This window comes from Collinsella sp. LCP19S3_B7 (genome assembly GCF_052121795.1).
GTDB lineage: Bacteria > Actinomycetota > Coriobacteriia > Coriobacteriales > Coriobacteriaceae > Collinsella.
Window position 1 is genome coordinate 42,217 of sequence record NZ_JBQKDO010000005.1, and the last position, 18,596, is coordinate 60,812.

Annotated in this window: 17 protein-coding genes and 1 pseudogene; 8 read left to right on the forward strand and 10 right to left on the reverse strand. The window is 58.5% G+C overall.

Going from position 1 to position 18,596, the window contains the following annotated elements; translation table 11 throughout:
• Nucleotides 1-460 precede the first annotated feature (460 nt).
• Nucleotides 461-1,891 carry a MocR-like pyridoxine biosynthesis transcription factor PdxR gene (pdxR, locus tag ACTQW0_RS03360; RefSeq protein WP_441566944.1) on the reverse strand — a complete coding sequence of 477 codons (1,431 nt, stop codon included), beginning with the start codon at nucleotides 1,889-1,891 and terminating at the stop codon, nucleotides 461-463.
• A 145-nt stretch (nucleotides 1,892-2,036) separates the two neighbouring features.
• Between pdxR and pdxS the strand changes: the two genes are divergently transcribed.
• Nucleotides 2,037-2,927: a pyridoxal 5'-phosphate synthase lyase subunit PdxS gene (pdxS, locus tag ACTQW0_RS03365; RefSeq protein ID WP_441566946.1), complete on the forward strand. Its 891-nt coding sequence runs from the start codon at nucleotides 2,037-2,039 to the stop codon at nucleotides 2,925-2,927.
• A 20-nt stretch (nucleotides 2,928-2,947) separates the two neighbouring features.
• Nucleotides 2,948-3,535 (forward strand): pyridoxal 5'-phosphate synthase glutaminase subunit PdxT, encoded by a 588-nt coding sequence (gene pdxT / locus ACTQW0_RS03370; RefSeq protein ID WP_441566948.1) that lies wholly within the window; start codon nucleotides 2,948-2,950, stop codon nucleotides 3,533-3,535.
• A gap of 417 nt (nucleotides 3,536-3,952) precedes the next feature.
• On the opposite strand, the gene ACTQW0_RS03375 is transcribed toward pdxT, so the two are convergent.
• Nucleotides 3,953-4,852, reverse strand: a complete 900-nt coding sequence (locus tag ACTQW0_RS03375; RefSeq protein WP_154517075.1) for a hypothetical protein — start codon at nucleotides 4,850-4,852, stop codon at nucleotides 3,953-3,955.
• Nucleotides 4,853-5,066: 214 nt separating this feature from the next.
• On the opposite strand from ACTQW0_RS03375, the gene ACTQW0_RS03380 reads away from it, so the two are divergent.
• Nucleotides 5,067-5,477 (forward strand): peptide deformylase, encoded by a 411-nt coding sequence (locus tag ACTQW0_RS03380; RefSeq protein WP_154517072.1) that lies wholly within the window; start codon nucleotides 5,067-5,069, stop codon nucleotides 5,475-5,477.
• Nucleotides 5,478-5,703: 226 nt separating this feature from the next.
• Here ACTQW0_RS03380 and ACTQW0_RS03385 read toward each other — a convergent pair whose 3' ends face one another.
• Entirely contained in the window at nucleotides 5,704-7,185 is a 1,482-nt protein-coding gene (locus tag ACTQW0_RS03385; RefSeq protein ID WP_427747912.1) for an aminotransferase class I/II-fold pyridoxal phosphate-dependent enzyme, read from the reverse strand.
• A 202-nt stretch (nucleotides 7,186-7,387) separates the two neighbouring features.
• On the reverse strand, nucleotides 7,388-8,245 hold the full coding sequence (locus ACTQW0_RS03390) for a LysR family transcriptional regulator (protein ID WP_427794949.1): 858 nt from the start codon (nucleotides 8,243-8,245) through the stop codon (nucleotides 7,388-7,390).
• A gap of 118 nt (nucleotides 8,246-8,363) precedes the next feature.
• Between ACTQW0_RS03390 and ACTQW0_RS03395 the strand changes: the two genes are divergently transcribed.
• The 3 genes and pseudogenes from ACTQW0_RS03395 to ACTQW0_RS03405 all read left to right on the forward strand — a co-directional run bounded on the left by ACTQW0_RS03395 (nucleotide 8,364) and on the right by ACTQW0_RS03405 (nucleotide 9,886).
• A complete protein-coding gene (locus tag ACTQW0_RS03395) occupies nucleotides 8,364-9,275 on the forward strand; it encodes a DMT family transporter (protein WP_441566951.1) in 912 nt (303 codons plus the stop codon).
• 267 nt (nucleotides 9,276-9,542) lie between these two features.
• Nucleotides 9,543-9,686, forward strand: a pseudogene (locus ACTQW0_RS03400) (KUP/HAK/KT family potassium transporter); the annotation flags it as partial.
• Nucleotides 9,687-9,724: 38 nt separating this feature from the next.
• Nucleotides 9,725-9,886: a hypothetical protein gene (locus tag ACTQW0_RS03405; protein WP_441547130.1), complete on the forward strand. Its 162-nt coding sequence runs from the start codon at nucleotides 9,725-9,727 to the stop codon at nucleotides 9,884-9,886.
• Nucleotides 9,887-9,965: 79 nt separating this feature from the next.
• Here ACTQW0_RS03405 and bsh read toward each other — a convergent pair whose 3' ends face one another.
• Nucleotides 9,966-10,931, reverse strand: coding sequence for a choloylglycine hydrolase (bsh, locus tag ACTQW0_RS03410; RefSeq protein WP_427719772.1), 966 nt, complete (start codon nucleotides 10,929-10,931; stop codon nucleotides 9,966-9,968).
• Nucleotides 10,932-11,175: 244 nt separating this feature from the next.
• A complete protein-coding gene (locus tag ACTQW0_RS03415) occupies nucleotides 11,176-11,595 on the reverse strand; it encodes a peptide deformylase (protein WP_441547094.1) in 420 nt (139 codons plus the stop codon).
• Between the two features lie 193 nt (nucleotides 11,596-11,788).
• Here ACTQW0_RS03415 and ACTQW0_RS03420 point away from each other — a divergent pair, with 193 nt between their 5' ends.
• Nucleotides 11,789-13,099, forward strand: coding sequence for an NCS2 family permease (locus ACTQW0_RS03420; protein WP_427794244.1), 1,311 nt, complete (start codon nucleotides 11,789-11,791; stop codon nucleotides 13,097-13,099).
• A gap of 136 nt (nucleotides 13,100-13,235) precedes the next feature.
• A complete protein-coding gene (locus ACTQW0_RS03425; RefSeq protein WP_441547096.1) occupies nucleotides 13,236-13,901 on the forward strand; it encodes an alpha/beta hydrolase in 666 nt (221 codons plus the stop codon).
• A 58-nt stretch (nucleotides 13,902-13,959) separates the two neighbouring features.
• On the opposite strand, the gene ACTQW0_RS03430 is transcribed toward ACTQW0_RS03425, so the two are convergent.
• From ACTQW0_RS03430 to ACTQW0_RS03445, 4 genes are all read right to left on the reverse strand, one after another.
• Nucleotides 13,960-15,294 (reverse strand): uracil-xanthine permease family protein, encoded by a 1,335-nt coding sequence (locus ACTQW0_RS03430; protein ID WP_441562719.1) that lies wholly within the window; start codon nucleotides 15,292-15,294, stop codon nucleotides 13,960-13,962.
• A 122-nt stretch (nucleotides 15,295-15,416) separates the two neighbouring features.
• On the reverse strand, nucleotides 15,417-16,550 hold the full coding sequence (locus ACTQW0_RS03435) for a 5-methyltetrahydropteroyltriglutamate--homocysteine S-methyltransferase (protein ID WP_441566953.1): 1,134 nt from the start codon (nucleotides 16,548-16,550) through the stop codon (nucleotides 15,417-15,419).
• 148 nt (nucleotides 16,551-16,698) lie between these two features.
• Nucleotides 16,699-17,595 carry a LysR family transcriptional regulator gene (locus tag ACTQW0_RS03440; protein WP_427796141.1) on the reverse strand — a complete coding sequence of 299 codons (897 nt, stop codon included), beginning with the start codon at nucleotides 17,593-17,595 and terminating at the stop codon, nucleotides 16,699-16,701.
• A gap of 10 nt (nucleotides 17,596-17,605) precedes the next feature.
• Nucleotides 17,606-18,514, reverse strand: a complete 909-nt coding sequence (locus tag ACTQW0_RS03445) for an HAD-IIB family hydrolase (RefSeq protein ID WP_441566955.1) — start codon at nucleotides 18,512-18,514, stop codon at nucleotides 17,606-17,608.
• Between the last annotated feature and the right edge of the window lie 82 nt (nucleotides 18,515-18,596).

The window sequence follows — 18,596 nt, forward strand, 5'->3', positions numbered from 1 at the left end:
CAACGGAAAACCGAGCGCGACCGCAGCCGTCGGGTTGCGGACGAGGTCATATCGCTGCCGGTCTTCATCCGGCCGCGGAAGCGGAGGACACAAAGCGCGGACTTGAGGGGGCAAACGCCAGTACCTAAAAGCCGATATGTCACAAAGTAGATCCTTCATAGGCACAGGAAAGCACGAATTTCAACCCAGTCGGTCTCTCATTGGCGCGAACGCACCGAAAATGGCTCCGAACGAACTGCAAGGTTTTCAACAGCCCTCCCCAACTGGCCAAAAGCTTACCGAGAACTGGACGAAGCCCTGTTGGAAACCCCACTTTTTTTCTCATGCGGAAGCTTTGCGCGGCAAGTGAGTAGACTTTTTGGGACATCCCGAGCAGACCGATGATCCCACTTCTCAAAACCATAGGTAGATAGCTTGTTACAAAACTGTCTGGTCGCCAAAGTGCCAAAAGTCTACTCACTTAGGTTACAGAGTGCCCCATTAGCTGTGATTCCAGGGTATTAAGCACCTCCGGACTCAGGTCGTCATACTGGACAAGAATTTGAGTTGAGTTTTCAGGGACAGATGCGCCATCGGCGCACCAATAACAGTTACTGATATCGATAAAAGGGATGCTCGAGCGCGTGAGGGCCTGCGCAAAAGAGCTTCCGCCCGTTCCCCGCTCCGCAACCACGGTGCAGTAAAGACCTGCGTCTGCATGCTCGATCGAAACCTCTCCTGCTGGAAACGCATTCCGTACAAGCGCCGCCAGGCCATCACGCGCCTCACGAGCACGAACGCGCACGCGGTTCACATGTCGCTCGTAATCACCTGATTCCAGCAAACGAGCCAAAGCGACCTGGTCGACAGAGCTCACCGACGAGGCGTAGAAACCAAGGTTGCACCTAAACCGCTCCATCAGCTCATCGGGCAACACCATGTACGCTAGACGCAACGCCGATGAAAGGCTCTTCGAAAACGTGTTGGTGTAGATGACCGATTGAGCGGCATCGATCGAAGCAAGCGCGGGAATCGGCTTGCCGGCCAGACGAAACTCGCAATCAAAGTCATCTTCGATGAGATATCGACCTGGTCGCTCGGCGGCCCAGCTCAGCAGCGCATAGCGACGCGCAATGCTCGTCACAAGGCCGGTCGGATACTGATGGGACGGCATCAGGTGAAGGACATCGGTCCCCGTTTTCTGCAGAGCGCTCAAGTCTACGCCCTCATCATCCAACGGGATATGTCGAACTTTGCAACCCATAGCCTGATAGATGCGCGTTAGGCGCAAATAGCCCGGGTCCTCAACGGCATACACCTTGTCGGCGCCAAGCAACTGAACCAACATGGTATCGAGCAGCTGGGCGCCTGCGCCGATAACAACGTTGTTGGGGTCGACATTCATGCCCCTTGTCCCGCGCAGATGGTGGGCAATTGCGCGTCGTAGCCGAGTGGTGCCCTGTGCCGGCGCGGTCGAAAAGATTTCGCGCTCGTCTTCGGATGCCAGCGTCGCCCGCAGCGCGCTTTGCCAAAGCCGCGCCGCCTCCAAAGCAGAAGGAGAAAGTGTATCGAATCGCTCGACCTGTCCGTTGACATCATGCGCGCCGGAACCCGCAGAGACGGCATCCCGGTCGATGCCCTCTGCAGCCGAAGCCAAAACCGGTGCATCCGGAAGCTCGCAAGCGTAGTAGCCACGACGCGGCATTGAGCAAATATAGCCCTCGGCAAGTAACTGGCTATATGCATTCTCGATGGTAATGACACTGATTCCCAGATGATTGGCAAAGGCGCGCTTAGACGGAAGATGCTCCCCCGCCGCAATGCGTCCAGCAACGATATCATCTCGAATTTGCTGGTAAATATACTCATAGAGCGATGCGTCGCCGCGTTTTTCCAAATTGTAGTCAAGCATGAGTTTGTTACCTGACCTTATTGAGTTATTCAGTCTGATATTAGTCTGACCTTATTATTATCTCGAAAACTGAGTATTTCGCCATACCCAGCTCCCCGATAGGATGTTCCGTCAAGCAATGCACATGCCAACCAAGGGAGCAACCATGGCAGAACAGACCAGCAAGGCCGATCGCGTCAAACTCAATCGCGAGCTCGCGCAGATGCTCAAGGGCGGCGTCATCATGGACGTCACCACGCCCGAGCAGGCACGCATCGCCGAAGAGGCGGGGGCCTGCGCCGTCATGGCACTCGAGCGCATCCCGGCCGACATCCGTGCCGCAGGCGGCGTCTCGCGCATGAGCGACCCCAAGATGATCAAGGGTATCCAAGAGGCCGTCTCCATCCCCGTTATGGCCAAGTGCCGCATCGGCCATATTGTCGAGGCGAAGGTCCTGCAGGCCATCGAGATCGATTACATCGACGAGTCCGAGGTTCTCTCCCCTGCCGACGACGTCTATCACATCGACAAGACCCAGTTTGACGTGCCGTTTGTCTGCGGCGCCCGCGATCTGGGCGAGGCGCTGCGCCGTGTTGCCGAGGGCGCCACGATGATTCGCACCAAGGGTGAGCCGGGTACGGGCGATGTCGTCCAGGCCGTGCGTCACATGCGCAAGATCCAAAAGCAGATCCGCGACGTTGTTGTCCTGCGCGATGACGAGCTCTTTGAGGCAGCCAAGCAACTGCAGGTTCCGGTCGAGCTGGTGCGCGAGGTCCATGCCACGGGCAAGCTTCCCGTCGTGAACTTTGCCGCCGGCGGCGTAGCGACTCCCGCCGACGCCGCGCTAATGATGCAGCTGGGCGCCGAGGGCGTCTTTGTGGGATCGGGCATCTTTAAGAGCGGCAACCCGGCCAAGCGCGCCGCCGCCATCGTCAAGGCCGTGGCAAACTTCACCGATGCCAAACTCATCGCCGAGCTTTCGGAGGACCTGGGCGAGGCCATGGTGGGCATCAACGCCGACGAGATCGAGATTATCATGGAAGAGCGCGGGCGCTAGTCCGGCAGAAAGGATCGCCCATGAGCGATTATGCAGACCAAACGGTCGCCGTGCTGGCGGTCCAAGGCGCTTTTGCCGAGCACGAAGCAAGACTATCCGAGCTGGGCGCACACTGTATTGAGCTGAGGCAGGCGGCCGATTTGCAGCAGAACTTTGACCGTCTGGTACTTCCCGGCGGCGAGTCCACCGTTCAGGGCAAGCTACTTGCCGAACTCGATATGCTCGAGGATCTTCGTACCCGCATTGTTGAAGGCATGCCTGTACTGGGAACTTGTGCCGGTCTGATTCTGTTGGCGCGCGACCTTGCCGCCCACGATGACAAGGGGACACCGCGCTTGGCAACCATGGATATACTCGTTGAGCGCAATGCCTATGGCAGGCAGCTCGGCAGTTTTCACACCAAGGGGCAGGTAGGCGGTATCGACGGTGAAGTGCCGTTAACGTTTATCCGTGCACCCCGCATCGTCGAGGTGCACGGCAATGCCAAGGCCTTAGCGAAAGTCGACGGACGAATCATCGCCGCCCGTCAAGACAATCAGCTCGGCGTTACCTTCCACCCCGAGCTCGACGACGACACCCGCCTCCACGAGCTCTTCCTCCAAATGTAGGCAGAAAACAAACGAACGTGGATTTTCGGACGCATAGCAAATGAGAGTGGAAAGCTCGCACTTTGAGCTTGGATGCAGGCTCAAACCGGGAGATTATCCACTCTCATACTATGTAGTCGTTGGGGACGTTCTCAAACGACTAGTCAAACAAGAACGTCCCCAACGACCAGATTGCGATAGACGGCCACGTTTGCCCAGATAATACCGACCAAAATAAACCTGTCCCTTTTTGGCAGGTTTGGATCAAGGCAACGCCGATGTTTTGGCAACGACAGCGAAAACCCGTACACGCGAGCAGGGTGCCTTGAAACGAGGCGGCATTGACCTTCTGGTCATGCCGCCGAAGTTGAAAGGCAGATTGCCGCTCTGGCGGGCTTGCAGCGTCGGCCCGTTACGGCGTTTGGTAAAACGCCGTAACTAAAAACGGTTGCCGCGGAAGCCACCGCCGTTGCGGCCGCCACGGTCGCCGCCTCGACCGCTGCGGTCGCCGCCACGGTTGCCGCCGAAGCCGCCACGGTTGCCACCGCGGTCGCCATAGCCACCACGGTTGCCGCCAAAGCCGCCGCGACCGCCACGATCGCCGCCACGGTCACCAAAGCCGCCACGGCCACCGCGACCACCACGGTCGCCGCCACGGCCACCGCGGTCGCCAAAGCCGCCGCGACCGCCGCGGTCGCCGCCACGGCCACCACGGTCGTCACGGCCGCCGCGAGGACCGCGATCCTCGTCCAGACCCATGGCGACGAGCGGAGCGATAACCTTATCGAGCGCGGCCATCAGCTCGGTGGCCTCCTCGTAAGAAAGCTCGGGCAGGAGCTTCTCCTTCTTGTTGGCAAGCTCGACCAGGCCCTCAGCGGCATCCTCGGCAGCGAAGACGACGATCTTGCGCATATCGCCCTCGGCGTTGTCGATGCGGCCGACCAGATCGGCAGCCTCGGCCTCGGCCATCAGGCCATCGAGCTCACGAAGGCGCATGCCCAGCAGATCGGACATTTCCTTCTGCTCCATCTTGGGCTTGAGGTCAAGGAGCTTGATGGCGCGCTCGATGTTCGCCATACGCTCGGCCTTAGCCTCCTCCTCCTTGGAAATAGCAAAGCGACGGCTACGCAGCAGGCGGGCGGCCTTCTGCATCTTGTCCATCAGCTCTTCGTCATCGTAATCAACGGCGGCCTCGACAACCTCGGCCTCCTCCTCGGCGGAAACCTCGTCAGCAGCCTCAACCTCGGTAGCTTCGGTCTCCACGGTCTCGACTGCCTCGACCTCGGCAGCCATGGTCTCGTTCTCGGTCTCGTTCATGATCTCTTCGTTCTCGGACATGAGACTCCTTCTTGGCCCTCTCGGGCATCATCGCCCCATTCGCGGGGCCCGTCGCGCACTCTTTGCGCTTTAAACATTCATGCCTCTCGGCAAAACGTCCCTTAGTTTATGGTGTCGCCATCCAATCTAGCTGCAGAATCTATATGCACACATTAATGCGACATGTCGCGGTATCATGGCCTGAACCAAACGTGTCCACCTTAAGGAGCCCGCCATGATTAAGCCCATCATGAAATCCGAGTTCTTTTTGCGCCTGCCTTCCGAAGACGCAGGGCCCGACGATGCCGTGATCGGGCAGGACCTCCTGGATACGCTCCACGAGCATGAGCACGAGTGCGTGGGGCTCGCCGCCAACATGATCGGCGTGCGCAAACGCATCATCTGCGTAAAGGACGGCAACAGGACGCTCCTGATGTACAACCCTCAAATTCTTGAGCAGGTCAATGCCTATCAGACCAGCGAAGGATGCCTCTCGCTGATCGGCGAGCGTCCCTGTACCCGCTATCGTCGCATTAAGGTGGAGTATTTGGACGAGAACTTCGTCCACCGCATCAAAAACTTCTCGGGCTACACCGCCGAGATCATCCAGCACGAAATCGACCACTGCAACGGCGTCGTTATATAGTTCCGCGAGTCAGGGAAAAAGATCTGTTTTCCTCCGTCCCCTTTGGATCATGGTAACGACGCAGGCCGAGCACACGACAGCGAGCGAGCCGCATTTGCGCCAAGGTGACGTGAAATGAGAGGGCGCTGACCTTCTGGTCGCGCCCTCGAAATTGAACGTCAGATTGGCGTGAATGCGGCTCGCGTAGCGTCAAGCGGTCCGCCGTTCGGTAGAACGGCGGAACCAATTAGGACTGGCGGTAGTGATCAAAGAAATCGGCGAGGTCTTCGAGCGACTCTTTGAGCACTTCCATGCGCGGCAGGTACACGATGCGGAAGTGATCGGGCTCAGCCCAGTTGAAGCCGCCGCCACGCGTGATGAGGATCTTCTTCTCGTGCAGCAGGTCGAGGGCAAACTGCTCGTCATCGGTGATGTTGAACTTTTTAACATCCATCTTGGGGAAGATATAAAACGCCGCACGCGGCTTGACCACCGAGATGCCGTCGATCTTGCTGAGCGCCTCATACACAAAGTTGCGCTGCTCGTAGACACGACCGCCGGGGCGGATGTAGTCGTTGACCGACTGATGGCCGCCAAGCGCCGTCTGGACGATCGACTGGGCCGGCACGTTGGAGCACAGGCGCATGTTGGAGAGCATGTTGATGCCCATGATGAAGTCGCTCATGCAGCGCTGGTTGCCCGAAAGCACCATCCAGCCAATGCGATAGCCCGCGATCATATGCGACTTGGACAGACCGCTAAACGTAATGCAGGGCAGGTCGGGGGCGAGCGATGCAATGGAGACGTGCTCGTAGCCGTCCATGCACAGGCGGTCATAGATCTCGTCGGCAAAAATCATGAGCTGGTGCCTGCGCGCGATCTCAACGATGCCCTCGAGCACCTCGCGCGGATAGACCGAGCCCGTGGGGTTGTTGGGGTTGATGATGACGAGGGCCTTGGTCGCGCTCGTGATCTTAGACTCCATATCCTGCAGATCGGGATACCAATCGGCCTGCTCATCACACAGATAGTGCACGGGATGTCCACCGGCAAGAGTTGCGCACGCCGTCCACAGCGGATAATCGGGGCTGGGAATCAGAATCTCGTCGCCATTGTCGAGCAGCGCGTTCATCGAAAGCTGAATGAGCTCGGACACGCCGTTGCCCGTGTAGATATGTTCCATCTGAACATTGGGCAGGCCCTTGATCTGCGAATACTGCATGATCGCCTTGCGCGCAGAGAACAGACCGCGCGAGTTGGAATAGCCCTCGCAGTCGGGCAGCTGCTGGCGCATGTCCTTAATGACCTCATCGGGCGTGCGGAAACCAAAGGGCGCCGGATTACCGATGTTGAGCTTGAGGATGCACTCGCCTTCGTCCTCCATACGGGCTGCCTCGTCGACAACGGGGCCGCGCACGTCATACAGAACGTTCTCGAGTTTGGTGGATTTAGAAAAAGTACGCATGGTGGTGCTCCTTGCAATTTGATCTGAGGGATGGGGTTCGGGCTTGGAAACGTTGTGGGTCGATGATGTCTCGCCTTGATCGGCGTCACCGGCGAGCAGCCAGGTAACATCGACCTCCAAAATGCGGGCGAGCAGCTCTGCCACATCGCGCCGCGGAATCGTCTTGCCGCTCACATATTGGCTCATCTGACTCTTGCCGAGTTTTTTGCCGAGCATCTCCGATGCGCGGATTACGTCCGACTGGCGAACGTCGCGATCGGACATAGCCTGTCGCAGACGATCGCTAAACGTCTCTTGGGTCACAGGAACCTCCTTGCTGGCAAAGTTCAATTTATAGAACACGAATTGAACCAAGGTTCAATTTAGCAAGCAGTATAGCGCCGTGCTATTTCTAAAAGTTCAATTTCAAAAATAACATGACCCAAACCTCAAGATTTATCCCAAGGCGGTAACGACGTGCGCCCATTTAGAGGTATTCGAGAAAACGGGCGGCGGCAAGCGAAATATCGGCCGTTCGATATATGGCGTTGATCTGCCGATGGGGATGCCCTTCGAGCGGACGCACGGCAACATCGAACTGACAGCGGCGCATGATGAGCGCGGGAAGAATGCTCACACCCAGGCCGTCCTCGACCATAGCCATAATCGCATAGTCATCCCAGGTCGACAGTTTTGAGTGCACTGCCAGTCCCGCCCGACGAAACAGCGGCGTAATCTCGTCATCGGTGCCGCGTTCTAGCAGAATAAACTGCTCGTTGGCCAAGTCGGCAAGAGAGACGACCTCCGCCGTGGCAAACAACGAGCCTGACGGCACTACCGCCATTAACTCGTCACGCACCAAAGGCAGCGATGTCATGCCGTTTTCTCGGGGCTCACGCGGGATAAAGCCCAGATCGCAGCGACCCTCTGCCACCCATTGTTCAATCTCTGAATAGTCGCCCATCAGCAACTCGTAATCGACGTCTGGATGATCAGCACGAAAACGCGCAATCACCGGCGGCAGCACGTGGGTCGCCACGCTCGAAAACGTACCGATGCAGATTTTGCCGCGCATGAGCCCGCGCATCTCATCCACCCGTCGCTGCAAGCGAACGAATTCCTCGCAGAGCGCCTCGACAGCCGGCATGACCTGCCGCCCGTCGGCAGAAAGAGCAACACCTTCACGACTGCGGTCGAGTACCTTAAAGCCCCAATCGGCCTCAAGATCGGCCACCATGCGGCTCACGCCCGATTGCGAGTAGCTCAGGCGCTCGGCAGCACGCGTAAAGCTTCCAGCGCGCACGGTCTCCAGCAGCACCTGCATCTTTTGAATATTCGTTTCCACGATATGCCTCCACCCTTGCATGAGTTTTTGTCATGTTTTCCATGCATTATATTCGCTTTTCTTCTAAAGCCAGTTCACCCATAGTGAGCATGCACAGATATAGAGGGGACGGCAGCGCATGAACAACGGATTGATTACGTATTTAGCAGCATTGTTGTTGTTTGGCTCCAACGGCATCATCGCTGCGGCCATCGCACTCCCGAGCTCCGATATCGTGCTGCTACGCACTTTTCTGGGAGCCCTTTCGCTTGTCACCATCCTCGCCATTACCCAACGCCATAAGCTGCAGGCGCCTTCTCGCCCCCGCGAAGCCGCAGCCCTCCTCCTCTCGGGAGCCGCGCTGGGCGCCAGCTGGATTTTTCTGTTCCGCGCTTATCAGACGATCGGCGTCGGCGTTTCTTCGCTGCTGTACTACTGCGGCCCCATCATCGTCATGGCCCTCTCGCCGTTTATCTTTGGCGAAAAACTAACCGGTGGCAAAATCGCCGGGTTTATCGCAGTCGCCTGCGGCGCTTTTCTCATTGCAGCGCAAGGTCTAGGCGGCAATATGCCCATTGCGGGCATCGTCTGCGGAATCGCCTCGGCCTTCTGTTATGCATTGATGGTCATCGCCAGCAAGGGCGCGCCGCACATCGAAGGCCTCGAGAACTCCGCGCTCCAGGTGAGCGCCGCCTTTGTGACCGTGCTGGTCCTTACGCTCGTCACCCAAGGCACCCCCTCATTCCTGTCCGCCAGTATCGCCGCAACCATCGATTGGCGCGCCGTCGCTATGCTCGGCGTCGTCAACACCGGCATCGGTTGTCTGCTCTACTTTAGCGCCGTCGCCAAACTGCCCGTGCAGACCGTCGCTGTCGTCGGCTACCTCGAGCCGCTTTCGGCCGTCGTGTTCTCGTCCGCCCTTTTGGGCGAAGTCATAACACCGGTCCGGCTGATGGGCGCCGTGCTTATCATCGGCGGCGCGATCTTTTGCGAACTCGCCGGTAAACGCTCAGGCGCCAAGACCGGTATCGCTCAGGCAGCACGCGTCTAAAAGTTCCCTCTTCAGTTTCAAAGCAGGAGCGCGTCCGCAGTTATTACATTGCAGCAAAGCCATACAGCGGATGCGCCCCTGTTTTGAAATGCTACCTGCGTACATAAATAATCCCCAGCTGGGGATTATTGTCTAAAATTACCCGATGTGCCAAACAGCTCTTGTATGTATAAAGACGGCATAAAAGTTATCTGTCCAAGACAGATAACCGGATGTCCAAGGGAGTCCACGTGGCGCACGCCAAACTGGAGGCAAACCTCCAAGACCAGCACGGTCAAGTACGTGGTAATCGCCATGAAGGCCGACAACCACAACGAGGGCGGCATCTTCGCCCTGTTTAGCCTGGTGCGCAAAGTGGCGCCGTGGCTGATCCTACCTGCCATGATCGGCGGCGCGGCGCTGCTCGCCAATAACTCCAGCTCGAGGTTCAGATCGAGGAAGCCGAGGAAATGGATGTCGGTATCTTCTCGGAAGAGCTTGGCAACGGCAACGAAGCCGGTAGGGACATGAACGTCGACCCCACCGAGCTGCTCGGGAGCGTCGCCGATACGCCCGAACAGCAACAGCTCGACGGCCTCGAGAGCGAACAACTCAACGACGCCAACTTCTAACGACGTCGCGCGTCGACGACAGCGGCCCTGCGCCTCATGGGAGGCGCAGGGCCGCTTTGCATTGCAGTAAAACCGCCGGCTACGAACGACGCGGCTCGGGAACCACGAGTCTATCGGGGCTCGCGCCCTCGGCATCCATCAGGCTCACGTAGCGAATCGACGGATCCTCATACGTTGAGTAATAGTAATTGCCCGTGCGCGCGCTAAAGCATCCGGTGTAGATAGTCTTCTCGAACTTGCCGTCACCCATCTTGGACGCGCCCTCGATCATCGCCACCCCCTCGAGCGAGCGGAACATGCGAATGACGTTCTCGGCCTCGCTGTCTTTTTGCGGGTAATTGGCATTGAGGTATGCCGCCTTTACAAAACGGCTCGGCGAATAGCAGTCACCCGGAATACCGCGCATGCCGGCACCCGCGCCATAGGGCTTGAGCTCGGCGCCACGCCATGTCGCCGTCTGAGGAAAATCGCTTGTGGCGGTGATATAAGTGCGCAGGTTTTCCATGTGCCACGGGAAGGTCGGCTGATTGGCAAGGGTGTCGACCGGATCGTCGTATACATGCAGACCGTCAGCCATCATCTCGACCACGATGCTGCGCCGGCTGTCGCCGATAATCCAATGGAGCAGCGACACACCCAGCCCCTCTCCGGCAGATTTGGCAACAATCACCGTGTCGCGCAGCGCAGCCTCGACCTCGTCGACCGTCGAGAACGTCGCTGCCACCCACAGGGGAAACTCATAGGCCGCGATATTGGTCTTTCCATCAACCGGGTCCTCGGCATACTCGGCATAACCGGGAAAGTTGAGCCCTGCCACAGCCAGACCCGCATCGTTACCACAGTCGAAAAACATAGGATAGTTCTTGTAATCGATGCACATGCCGATTACCGCGTGTGCCGCCGACGCATCGTCGATAAACGAATACGGGATATGGAACCCGCGGGGCATCACGCGAACCTGTTGGCCGTAGCTAAAGCTCCAGTCGAGGTTGCGACCCAGATACATGTTGCCGGAATTATCGGTAAATCGAATGCTCGTGCACATGGCGCCTCCTAGCCATTCGTCCTTGCTAAGCGCATTGTTACCAAACAAATAGGCGCTAAACACAAAAGCCCGGACATGACAATATCGTCACGCCCGGACCACACAAGCAAGATAAACTCAACCAAGTCAACCTCGCAGGTCGTCTAAGGGGTCAAAGTACCGCAGATTGCCACGAAAGAGGAGCGAAGCGTACTTAAGGTACGCGAGCGACGATTGAGCGGCAAGGTGCGGCGCTTTGGTCTCCTTAGACCAACTTTCCAAGACAGTGATCGATCATATGCTGGATCATTTGTGCCTCAAAGCCCGTGTAGTCGCGGCGGCACTCCTTCATCTTGCCGTCGACGATCTGGTCAAAGGCAACCTTGCACTTGATATAGCGCGTGGACTTGGTGATTTCGTCGTGCGTCAGGCAGCTCTCCTCCATCTTGCTGGCGCCCAGGCCAAACACCAGACGGGGGTTGTAGAGCACGTGGGGCTCGCCGGCGTCGTCCAGATAGACGCAGACCTTCTTGGTGACGCCAATCTGGTTGGCGGCAAGGCAGCCGGCGTCCTCGAGCGAGTTGATGGTGTCGATCAGGTCCTGTGCGACCGACTCGTCCTCGACAGTCGCAACCTCGCAACGCTGGGACAGGATGGCCTCGTCGCGGCAGAGCTCTTTAATCATACGTTCCTCCAAAGAGTTCAATGTAACTGCTTAAGTATACGGTACCTACACATTTTCATGCGAAAAATACCGTCCGCCTGTTACAAAGCGCCGAACTTCAACATGCGAGAAACATCGACCTTCCAAAGGCGATATAGTAGGTAAGTTCGTGTCAATCGGCCTAAACTCGGGGCCGAACAAGGAAAGGGTATGCATGGACGAACTTTTTCACGTCAGTGAGCGCAAGTCCACAATCGGGACCGAACTTCGCGCTGGACTGACAACATTCCTGGCGATGGCCTACATCATCGCCGTCAACCCTGCGGTGCTCTCGGGGGCTGGCATCGATGCGGGAGCGCTCGCCTGCGCCACCTGCCTGGGCGCCGGCATCATGACCATCTGCATGGGCATCTTCGCCAACCGCCCGCTCGCCTGCGCGTCGGGCTTAGGCGTCAACGCGATGATCGCTGGAATCACCACCACCGTCTGCGGCGGTGACTGGCACGTGGCCATGAGCGTCATCTTCCTTGAGGGCGTCGTCATCTTGCTGCTCGTGCTTTGTGGCCTGCGCGAGGCCATCATGGATGCCATCCCGGTTGTCCTGCGTCACGCCATCTCGGTGGGCCTGGGCCTGTTCATCGCCATGATTGGCCTGTGCGATGCCGGCATTATCACCGCTGGCGCCGGTACACTCGTCGGTCTGGGCGACATCACCTCCCCCACCTTCATCGTCGGCATTATCTCCATCCTGGTGACAGTCGCCCTCGCCTGCCGCAACGTCCCCGGCTCGCTGCTCATCGGCATCATCGTCGCCGTTATCGCCGGTATCCCCCTAGGTGTGACCCATGCTCCGACCGGTATTATCGCCCCGCTCGACTTCTCGAGCATCGGTGGCCCCATCGCCGACGCCGGCGGCGTGCCCGCCATCGTCAAGGTCCTTACCGACCCCACGCTCCTCGTCATCTCGTTCTCGCTGCTCATGAGTGACTTCTTCGACACCATGGGCACCGCGATGGCCGTGGCCAAGCAGGGCGAGTTCCTCACCGACGACGGCAACGTCGAGAATATCAAGGAGATCCTGCTCGTCGACTCCGCCGCCGCTGCTGTGGGCGGTTTTATGGGCGTCTCCTCCATCACCACCTTCGTCGAGTCCACCTCTGGCGCTGCCGACGGTGGCCGCACGGGCCTCACCTCCGTCACCACCGGCGTGCTGTTCATTCTCGCCGCGTTCTTCTCCCCCATCGTCACCATCGTTTCCAGCGCCGCCACCTGCGGTGCTCTGGTCTACGTCGGCTACCTCATGATGAGCGAGGCCTCCGAGATCGACTGGTCCGACGTGTCGCAGGGTTTCCCAGCGTTCATGATTGTCGCCGGCGTGCCCTTCACCTACTCCATCTCTGCCGGCATCGGTCTGGGCTTTATCGCCTACGTGGTCGTCGCGCTCTTTAAGGGCGAGGCCTCCAAGATCAAGCCGCTCATGTGGATCGCAGCACTCGCCTTCCTCGTCTACTTCTTTGTAGCGTAAGGGCAAAGCTGCCAAAGCAAAACCTCAAGGCGCAGAGTCGTATCAAGCGGCTCTGCGCCTTTCTTTTAGTGACGGTCCCTACGCCGACGTGCGACAATCGTATTTGTAGATGTCGAAATGCAGAGAGAAGCCTGTCATGGAAGCGCGTCAAAAGCAGATAACCATTCATTCAAAGCATGTCGAAAGCGCGCCCGTCATTTACCTTCCCGCGGTCATGGGTGATGGCACCGAGGTCTATAGCCGTTGTCTTGAGCTTGATTGCCCGCCATTCACCCTGGTCGCCATTGGCGGGCTCGATTGGAATCGCGAGCTGAGCCCTTGGGAATGCGACGGAACCGTGCGCGATGCCGAGCCCTTTGGTGGACAGGCGTTCGAGTTTCTCGATGAACTGCTGAATCGGATAATCCCAGAGGTCGAGCCATCACTTCCCTGCCCGCCTACCTGGCGCGGCATTGCCGGTTACTCATTGGCGGGCCTCTTTTCGCTTTGGTCGCTCTGGCAGACCGATGCCTTTGACCGCGCCGCAAGCGCATCGGGGTCCCTATGGTTTCCCGGATTTCTCGATTACGCACACGGGCACACGATGCCAGCCGCGCCCAACGCCGTTTATCTATCACTCGGCAAAAAGGAGACCAAGACGCCCAACCGCATGATGCGGCACGTACTCGACGACACGCGCGCAATGGAAAAACTACTCGGCGACCGAGGCATCCCCGCGACCTTCGAGCTCAACCCCGGTAACCACTTTGCCCAAACCGGTGTGCGCATGGCCCGCGGCATACACTGGATACTGACGCATTAAAAATGGCGCCCACGCGTACGCACGGGCGCCATTTTTTTGATTTAGCTGAACACAACTACTACTCGACAGTCTCCTCGAGTTCGGAAACGGCGAACTCAAAGTCGTTGCCAGGCAGAATCGCGTTGAGCACGATGCCCACCAGCGAGCCCACGGCAAGGCCCGAAAGCGAAATCGTCACGCCGAACAGCTTCAGCACGATGCCACCGGCGGCGCTGTAGGCAATGCCGAGTGAAAGCACGAGCACCAGAGCGACCACCAGCACGTTGCGGTTGTTCTGGAAATCGACCTGGTTCTCGATGAGGTTACGGACGCCCACGGCGCTGATCATGCCATAGAGCACGAGCGACACGCCGCCGATAACGCATGCCGGCATGGCGGCGATCACGGCAGCGAACTTGGGGCAGAACGAAAGCACGATGGCGCAGCACGCGGCAATGCGAATCACGCGCGGGTCAAACACGCGCGTCAGGGCGAGCACGCCGGTGTTCTCGCCATACGTGGTGTTGGCCGGAGCGCCAAAGAGCGAAGCCAGAATCGTGGCGAGACCATCACCGAGCAGCGTGCGATGCAGGCCGGGATCGGCGATGTAGTTGCGCTCGCAGGTGGAGCCAATAGCGGATATATCGCCGATATGCTCAATCATGGTTGCAAAGGCCAGCGGCATGATGGTGATGATGGCCGTCGTGGCAAGGCCGCTATCGAACTGCGGCCCAAAGAGTGCAAACACCGTGTTGTCCCACACGACGGGCAAGCCAAGCCAGGGAGCGGCTGCGACGCCGGAGAAATCGACCTCGCCCAGCGCAGCCGCAACGGCATAGCTCACCACGACGCCCAGTAAAATCGGCACGATCTTGACCATGCCGCGACCCCAAATATTGCAGATGACGATTACGGCGACGGCAACCACGGCAACGAGCCAGTTAGTCTGGCAGTTGGCAATAGCGGAACTCGCCAGGATCAGACCGATCGAAATGACAATGGGGCCAGTCACCACCGGCGGGAAGAAGCGCATGACGCGCTTGGCGCCAAACGTGCGGAAGAGCGCCGCAAGCACCGGGTAGAGCAAACCGGCGCAGGCAACGCCCAGGCAAGCGTAGGGCAATAGCTCGGCCTCGCCGTTGGGCGCGATTGCGGCATAACCGGCAATAAAGGCAAACGATGAGCCCAAAAATGCGGGGACCTTACCGCGTGACAGGAAGTGGAATAGCAGCGTGCCCAAGCCGGCAAACAAAAGCGTTGCCGATACCGAAAGGCCGGTGAGCACGGGCACCAGCACCGTGGCACCAAACATGGCAAACAGGTGCTGCAGACCGAGCAGAAACATGCGCGGGCGGCCGAGCGACGAAGCGTCGTAGATGGCATCGGTGACGGCGGGCGTCGAGGACTGGGACATGGATGTCCTTTCGAATGGAAGGGCGCTCGGGCATAGCGGATAACCTGCCCAAACGATACGGTCCGAACCATTGTACGCGATACGCCATGTCTCGCACGCGCCGTCACTTGCAAACGGTACCGCTATTTCCAAACACGCTCGGCAATACGCTTGACCAGCGCGATCTTTGCCCACTGCTCGCCTTCGGTCAGCTTGTTGCCAATCTCGCAGCTGGCAAAGCCACACTGCGGAGACAGATACAGATTCTCAAGCGGCACGCACTTTGCCGCCTCATGAATACGCTCGACGGTCGCGTCCTCGTCCTCGAGCTCGGCTGCCTTGGTGGTCACCAGGCCCAACACGACCTTCTTACCGGGCGCAATGTACTTGAGCGGCTCAAAACCACCGGCGCGCGGAGTGTCGAACTCCAGATAGAACGCGTCAACGTCCTCATGCGCAAACAGGTACGGGGCGATGGGATCATAGCCGCCCTCAAAGGCATAAGTAGAGTGGTAGTTGCCACGGCATACATGCGTATTGATCACCAAGTCGTCAGGCTTGCCCGCGATGGCAGCATTGTTGAGCGCCACGCCCAGCTCGCTCACCTTTTGCAGGTCAACCGGGCTCATGCCGGTCTTGGACACAAAGTCAGTATCGCAATAGATGCCCCAGGTGCAGTCATCAAATTGGATGTTGCGGCAACCCGCGGCATACAGATCGGCAATCACGGTGCGGTATGCTGCGGTGATGGCATCGGCGAGCTCTTCGTCGGTCTTGTAGACGGCGCGCAGGCTCTCCTGCTGGCCATCGCAGCGGTCGAGCGTGACTTCGGAGAACGTCTGGATCGGCGCCGGAATGGTTTGCCGCGCAACCTGGCCCTCGCCCTCAAGCGCCTTGACAAACTTGAAGTGCTCGACGAACGGATGGTTCTCGCCGCTAATAGGCCCGGTCACCACGGCGGTGTCGGCGGTAGTCTCCTCATCGTGGAACATATAGCCCGTACGCGAGGTGCGGCGCTCGATACCGTTGAGACCCCACATAAAATCGAGGTGCCAGTAGCTGCGGCGAAACTCGCCGTCGGTGATGACCTGCAGGCCGGCGGCCTTTTGCTTTGCCACCAAATCGCGAATGGCCTCGTCCTCGACTGCCTTAAGTCCCTCGGCATCAAGCGCGCCTGCCGCATAGGCGGCGCGGGCGTCCTTTACGGCCTGCGGACGAAGAAAACTGCCGACGATATCGGCGCGAAACGGCGCTTTGAGCTGGGTGGAATTGCTCATAGGAATCTCCTTTTGCATGGACTGCTTTGGCGAGAAAGAGTATGAGCGCACTCCTGGTTATCGTAAAATATGCGTTTATATATGTTTGCCATATAGTTTTCCTATAGCCATTTCGACAGCCCAAGACAGCAACATCAAACGCTACCGGTTAGATATGCCTCCGGATGGCCTCGACATAAGCCTGTCCATAGCGCGTGAGCGTCGTATTCTTGCGCGTGATAATGCCGATCTCCATGTATTCATCCACATCGAGCGGAATCGAGATAATACCGGGGCCATTAAGCTCGTGGCTAATCACGCCCGAACACACCGTGTAGCCGTTGAGACCCATGGCTAGGTTGAACAAGGTCGCACGGTCGCGCACGCGGATATTCTTGCGGCGCTCAAACGTCGAGGTCAGTTCCTCGGAATAGTAAAACGAGTTGTAGCTGCCCTGTTCATAGGATAGGAACGGATAGTCTTCCAAGTCCTCGAGCGTCACGCTGGCGTGGTCCGCCAGTGGATGGTCGGCGCATACAAAGACGTGCGGCGTGGCGCAGAAGAGCCCTTCGAATACGAGCTCGTTGGCCGCCAGCATGCGCTCGATAACCTCGCGGTTATGTTCGGATAAGTACAGAATGCCCAGTTCACTCTTCATGTGCGCGACATCTTCGATGATCTCGTGAGTCTGTTCCTCGCGCAGGGTAAAGTCGTAGCGTGCGGCATCGAACTCACGGATCACGTCGACAAACGCATTAACGGCAAAGGAATAATGCTGACAGCTCACACTAAAGTGTGGCACTTGCTCGGATGCGCCCTTGTACTTGCCCTCGAGCAGGTCGGCCTGATCGAGTACCTGGCGCGCGTAGCCCAAGAATGTCTCGCCTTCCTCGGACACAATGACGCCCTTGTTGGTGCGCTCAAAAATGTGCACACCCATCTCGTTTTCGAGATCGCGAATCGACGCGGTAATCGAAGGCTGCGACACAAAGAGCCGGCGCGAGGCCTCGGTAATGCTGCCGCATTCGGCAACCTTAACAACATACCTGAGCTGCTGAAGCTTCATGACTTTCTCCCTAGACGTTCGTGACGCCAAGACCCGTCGCGTCCATCTGGCGCATAAACGACGGCATCTCCCCCGTCGCGGCGCAGGCGGCAATCTGATGCAGAGCCCCGGCAACCGCATCGTCTGCCGCAGCGCCGATATGCCAACGCGCGGCAGCCGTGACGGCCTCATTGGCATTGGCGACTGCAACGGAGTTGGGAACGGCATTAATCATGGGCAGATCGTTATCGGAATCGCCGAACACCGCCACCTCGTCGGGCGTCAGACCCAAAGCGCGCGCCAGCTCCAGCGTGGCACAGCCCTTGTCCCAACCAGCCGGCAAGATATCGAAAAGGCGCACGCGGCTGTTGGGAAACACGAGCGAGAGTTCCGGCACCTCGGCGGCAACGCGCTCGCGTAGCTCCGCGAGCCCCTCACGCGAACGGGCACTCCAGATATTCGCCTTGAACACCGGCGCGTCACCGACAACGGGACGGCACGGGGCCTCTTCGCCTTTGAGCCACGCGTTGCCGCCCGACTCCATAGCGCGACGCACGCGCTCGGGGTCGCTCGTCACGCAATAGGCGTCATTGTCCCAAAAGTCATCACCCAAGCTGTAGACCTTCAGATAGGTATCATCGGTCTCTTGCTCCAAGTAGTCAGCCAAGCGAATAAGGGCGGCGTTATCGGTCGCATGCGAGGCTACCACCTCGCCGTCGACAAACATGACCTGGCCGTTGCAGAACGCACCGGTCGAGAAGCACTCGGAACGATTACGAAACATCCAGCCCATCGCGGAAGGCTGACGGCCCGAAACCGGGCCAAAGTGCAGGCCCGCCGCCTGCATGGCATGAATGCCCTCGATGGCGTATTCGCTGGCGCCGTCATGCCCGGCTGGAATCAACGTATCGTCCATATCGGTCAGCACAAGTTTAATCATAAGGCCCCCAGTCATTTTCACCGTATCCATTGTAGCGACCTGCCAATAAGGGACAGGTTTATTTTGGCAGGTTTTATCTGGG